The organism is Helicobacter sp. 13S00482-2 (assembly GCF_002272795.1).
Taxonomy (GTDB): Bacteria; Campylobacterota; Campylobacteria; order Campylobacterales; family Helicobacteraceae; genus Helicobacter_J.
This window is the reverse complement of sequence record NZ_MLAT01000074.1, coordinates 1-582: the sequence shown is the minus strand read 5'-3', so window position 1 is coordinate 582 and position 582 is coordinate 1. Positions and strand designations below refer to the sequence as shown.

Annotated in this window: 1 pseudogene; it reads right to left on the bottom strand. The window is 32.1% G+C overall.

The annotated features are described in order from the left end of the window. A pseudogene (locus tag BKH42_RS09675) lies at positions 1-582 on the bottom strand (integrase); the annotation flags it as partial.

Genomic DNA, 582 nt, shown 5'->3' with positions numbered 1-582 from the left:
GATTATTTTAATAATCAATCGGTTTCTTGAAGCTATTTTTGCAGACATATCAAAATCATCTATAGCACGAAAAAACCTTTCTATTTCTGATTCGTTCATATGGGTTGGGAGCTTTTGTCCTGACTTTCCTCTGATCCCACCGATATTTTTGAGCGTCATATTATAGACATATGAATGACCAGTTTCATCACGGTTTTGTTTGTCAATGTATGCAAAAAAGCCTATTAGGGCGATACGATAATTTTTTTTACTTGCAATGCTAAGATTGCTAGTATATATGGTTAAAAAATCAACCAGAGATTCTTCATCGATTTCTTTTATTGAGCTAAATATGATTCTATTTGAAAAATGTTCATAAAGCTTGATAATAGGGGGTGCATAGGTATTGATCCCTATGAGGCCAGAGTTTCTAACATCTTTACATATGGTTTGTAGCTCTGCAATATCTTTTATCTTATCTATTTTAAATAAAGCATTTTTGATGCATTCTTTATCTTTCACATTTCGATTAGAAAGCGTTGTTATCTTGTATCTGATGAATCGTGCAGACCAAAATAATAAATCTTGAAGAAAGCCTTCTGA